The sequence below is a fragment of the Armatimonas sp. genome, from assembly GCF_031410135.1.
Classification (GTDB): domain Bacteria; phylum Armatimonadota; class Armatimonadia; order Armatimonadales; family Armatimonadaceae; genus Armatimonas.
In genome coordinates this window covers 1-4,481 of sequence record NZ_JANNYP010000623.1, presented here as the reverse complement: position 1 = coordinate 4,481, position 4,481 = coordinate 1, and the positions used below count along the sequence as shown (strand labels likewise).

3 protein-coding genes are annotated in these 4,481 nt (G+C 61.3%); 1 reads left to right on the top strand and 2 read right to left on the bottom strand.

Going from position 1 to position 4,481, the window contains the following annotated elements; all coding sequences use genetic code 11:
• Both RMO15_RS22850 and RMO15_RS22845 read right to left on the bottom strand, forming a co-directional pair.
• A partial coding sequence (locus RMO15_RS22850) for a class I tRNA ligase family protein (RefSeq protein ID WP_309717738.1) occupies positions 1-1,587 on the bottom strand: 1,587 nt, incomplete at its 3' end.
• A 75-nt stretch (positions 1,588-1,662) separates the two neighbouring features.
• The gene (locus tag RMO15_RS22845) at positions 1,663-1,866 is read right to left on the bottom strand and encodes a zinc ribbon domain-containing protein (RefSeq protein ID WP_309717735.1); all 204 of its coding nucleotides are present in this window, start codon (positions 1,864-1,866) and stop codon (positions 1,663-1,665) included.
• 43 nt (positions 1,867-1,909) lie between these two features.
• On the opposite strand from RMO15_RS22845, the gene RMO15_RS22840 reads away from it, so the two are divergent.
• Positions 1,910-4,318, top strand: coding sequence for a DUF1549 domain-containing protein (locus RMO15_RS22840; RefSeq protein WP_309717732.1), 2,409 nt, complete (start codon positions 1,910-1,912; stop codon positions 4,316-4,318).
• The last annotated feature ends 163 nt before the right edge of the window (positions 4,319-4,481 follow it).

The window sequence follows — 4,481 nt, the reverse complement described above, 5'->3', positions numbered from 1 at the left end:
AGGGGTCGTTTCCAAGGGTTTCTCCGTTAAAGATAGGTTTTTTGTGTCCACACGTGGGAAGAGCGGGGCAGGCTCGCCGGTTTTGACGCCGCCGGGCAGAGCACCGAAACGAATGTTGTCTTCCCAAGTGCCTGCCGTGATCGAGGCCAAGCCCAGCTGCTGCGCCACTTCCTCGGCGATCTTTGGCATCACCGGCGAGAGCAGATAGGTGGCGAGGCGCACGCCCTCCAGCGCGTTGTAGACAGCCTCCGCGACGGCCTCGGTCTCGCCTGCCTTTGCGGCTTTCCACGGGGCTTTCTCGGCGAGGTAGACATTCACCGCACGCAAAAGCGGCCAGACGGCAGCCAGCGCATTGCCCCACTCGAAGCGCTCCAGGGCTTTCGTGTAGGCCGCGACCGTATCCGCAGCAAGCGCGGTGAGGCCAGCATCGAGGGGTGCGTTGGTGGGAATGGTGCCGTCGAAGTAGGTAGCTTTCAAGATACGGTTGAGCACGTTGCCGTAGTCGTTGCCCAGGTCGGCGTTACAGCGCCCCGCCAGAAACTCCAGCGAGAACTCGGAATCGTCGGTGAAGCGGATGTCGCGCAGCAGATAGTAGCGTAGGGCGTCTTTTGCCGCACTCTCCGATGCGCCACTGGCCGCGACCAGCGCATCCACGACGGCCTTGGGCTCGGGGATATTTCCCTTGCTCTTGCTGCCTTTCTCACCGCCGACCGTCCACCAGCCGTGCCCGACCACGTGCTTGGGCAGAGGCAGGCCCAGCCCCATCAGCATCGCGGGCCAGAACGTCGCGTGGAAGCGTGCGTAGATCTCCTTGGCCATTAAGTGGGCATCGGCAGGCCAGAGCGTGTCCCAGTCGGGGCTCTCGGGCCAGCCAGTGTTACTTAAGTAGTTGATGAGCGCATCGAACCAGACATAGAACACTTTCTCTGGGTCGCCGGGTACCTCGATGCCCCAGCCTGCGTTCTTGCGGGAGATGGCGATATCGCGCAGGCCGTCCTCGATCATCGCCAGCACTTCATTGCGCCGCGTCTCGGGAAGAAGAAAAGTCGGGTTGGCGGCGATATGGGCCTTGAGCCGCTCGCCATAGGCGGAGAGCTTGAAGTAGTGGACTTCCTCCTGGATGCGCACCACTTTCGCGCCTGTCTCTTTGACGATCCCATTCTCGTCCACATCGGTATCGCGGAAGAACGTCTCATCGGCCACCGAGTACCAGCCCTCGTAGACACCGATGTAGATATCGCCGCTCTTTTGCAAGCGCGAGAACACTTCCTTGACGATCTTCTTGTGGTGCTCCTCGCTGGTACGGATAAAGCTATTGTAGTCTATTCCCAAATACTGCCAGCACTCCACATAGCGCTGGCTCACTTCGTCCACAAACGCCTGGGGTGTCTTCCCCGCTTTCGCCGCCGCATCGGCGACTTTCTGGGCGTGCTCGTCGGTGCCGGTGAGGAAGTAAGCGTCGTCGCCGCGGAGCTTGCGGTAGCGCGTGTGGGCATCGCACAGAAGCGTGGTCGTAGCGCTCCCCACGTGGGGAACTCCATTGACATAGTAGATAGGCGTGGTGATGTAGTAGCGTTTTTCAGGCATAGTGCAGTCTGTATCGTCAGAAAGAGGCAAAAATCAAAAGGCCGACCGCACGGGTCAGCGCCGGGTGGGAAGCGCTCAGCCAGGGCGGACGCAGGCATTGGCCCCTGCATCCCAGCCACAGCTTTCGCCGTGACTCGTGGCGGCAGTTAGCGAGAGTAGGCGTGTCTTCGTGGGAACGCCGCACTCCGGGCAGGGTGTGGGCTCGTCTTTTTGGGAAAAAGAGCGCAACGTCTCAAAGCTCTGCTGGCAGGACTTGCAGCGGTACTCGTAAATAGGCATAACACTCCATTTTACCGCGCAAAGCGGAGGTATAATAAACTCTATGAGAAAACTGCTGTGCATCGGGGCATTGCTGGGGCTGGGAGCACTGAGCTATAGCGCGCCACCGCCGCCTGCCAAAGCCACCCTCGCCTTTACGGGCACTGAGAAAGCCATCACGCTTGCTGGCCCCTATAGCTCCGCACGCGTGCTGGTGGAAGAAACTGGCCGCGATGTCAGCGGCGATGTTAGGCTCGCGCTGGCAAACCCGAGCCTCGCGGTGCTGAAAGAGGGCACCCTCTGGCCGCGCAAAGACGGCAGCACGACTCTTGTGGCAACGCGCAACGGGCAGATTCTCATGATCCCTGTCACTGTCACTGGAATGATGGGGGCAAAGCCGCCGCGTTTTTTGCATGATGTGATTCCGCTGCTCACCCGCTATGGCTGCAACCAGGGCGGCTGCCACGGCGCAACCCAGGGCAAGGGCGGCTTCAAGCTGAGCCTCCAGGGCTACGACCCTGAGTCCGACTACGAGTCCATCACCCGCGCCGCTGCCGGGCGCAGAGTGTCGCCCGCCCAGCCGGAAAATAGCCTCCTGCTACGCAAGCCGACCATGGCAGTAGTACATAAAGGCGGCCAGCTCTTCGAGGCAGGCTCACCGCCGTACCAGCTGATCGTGGACTGGATCGCGGCGGGGATGCCCCGTCTCCAGCCAGACGAGCCCGAGGTCGCCAGCCTGGAGGTAGTCCCTCCGGTGCGGACGCTCGCAGTGGGCCAGCAGCAGCGCTTCCGGGTCTGGGCCAACTTTGCCGACAAGACCCGCCGCGATGTGAGCGCAGAGTCTCTGTTTAGCGTCAGCGATGGCACGGTGGCCCAGGTCTCGGCCGATGGTCAAGCCAGCGTGGTGGGCAAGGGCTCGGGCTCGATCCTGATCCGCTACCGCGACCTGGTCTCCGCGGCGTCGCTCAACTCCCCCTTTGGCACGCCCCGCCCCGCGCAACCCCAGCCCACATCGGCAGATAGGCTGATCGAGAGCAAGCTGGCTGCATTGGGACTCGACGCCTCGCCCACCTGCTCCGACTCGGACTTTCTGCGCCGGGTCTCTCTAGACGTGATCGGGACTCTGCCCACCCCCGACGAAGTCCGCGCCTTTCTCGCCGACACCGATCCCCAGAAACGCGAGAAGCTGGTCGCAAAGCTACTAGAGCGCCCGGAGTTTGTGGACTACTGGACCCTCAAGTGGGGCGATCTTCTGCGCAGCAACCGCAATGTGCTGGGCGATAAGGGGCTGGTCTCGCTCAACCGCTGGATTCGGGATAGTGTCGCCGCAAACAAGCCGTGGAACCAGATGGCCCGCGAGCTGCTGCTGGCCAAAGGAAGCGCATTCGACGATGGCCCCGCCAACTACTTCCGCGCCGCGTCCACGCCCGATGCCCTCACCGAGACCACGTCGCAGGTATTTCTGGGCGTGCGCATTGCCTGCGCCAAGTGCCACAACCACCCCTACGAAAAGTGGAAGCAGCACCAGTACTACCAGTTCGCAGCGTTTTTCTCAAGAGTGCGCACCAAGAACGGCGAGGCTCCCGACGAGAAGATTATCTTCACCAGCAACTCCGGTGAGGCCACGCACCCGCGCACCGGAAAAGTGATGACCCCGACGGCGCTCGATGGTGCTCCCCTGCCCAAAGAGTTCACCGGCGACCGCCGCCTCGCGTTTGCCGACTGGCTCACCGACTCGAAGAACCCGTTCTTCGCCAAAGTGCTAGTCAACCGCCTCTGGAAGCACTTCATGGGCCAGGGCTTGATTGAGCCGGTGGACGATGTGCGCGTCACGAACCCACCCACCAACCCGGCACTTTTGGACTGGCTGGCGCAGGACTTTGTGAGCCACGGCTACGACCTGAAGCACACGATGCGCACGATTCTCGCCACGCGTGCCTACCAGCGCAGTGCCGCCCCCACCAAGCTCAATGTCGCTGACACGCGCTACTTCTCGCACTTTTTCTTCAAGCGCCTGGATGCCGAGCCACTGCTCGATGCGGTGGGCGTCGCCACCGGAGCGCCCGAGAAGTTCGGTGGCTACCCCGCCGGAATGCGCGCCGCTGAGCTCCCCGATACCACCACCGGCTCGTACTTCCTCGATCTCTTTGGCCGCCCCGCCCGCAATATCGTCTGCCAGTGCGAGCGCCAAGACGCCCCCAACCTCGGGCAGCTCCTGCACTTCATGAACGGCAAGGGCATCAACGAGAAACTCGCCAACAAAACAGGCCGCATCGCCAAACTGATCGAGGCCAAGACGCCGGATGTCAAGCTCGTGCAAGAGCTCTACCTCGCCTCCGTCTCCCGCCCCCCCGACCAAGACGAGACCTTCGATGCGGTGATGTCCCTGCGCGAGGCAAAAGACAAGCGCAAAGAAGCCGAGGATATTCTCTGGGCGCTTCTTAACTCGAAGGAGTTTCTGTTTAATCACTAACCTTTTTGTCCCCCCGCTGGGCGCTAATCTTGTCCCATATCTTTTCTCTTGGCTCGCCTAACGTTGATGGCGTTATTGTGCTTTATTAACAGTTAACTGATTTTTCATTAAATATCAATAACTAGTATCGTCGTGAGGAAACTGCCTCTGCTCCAGCCATCTG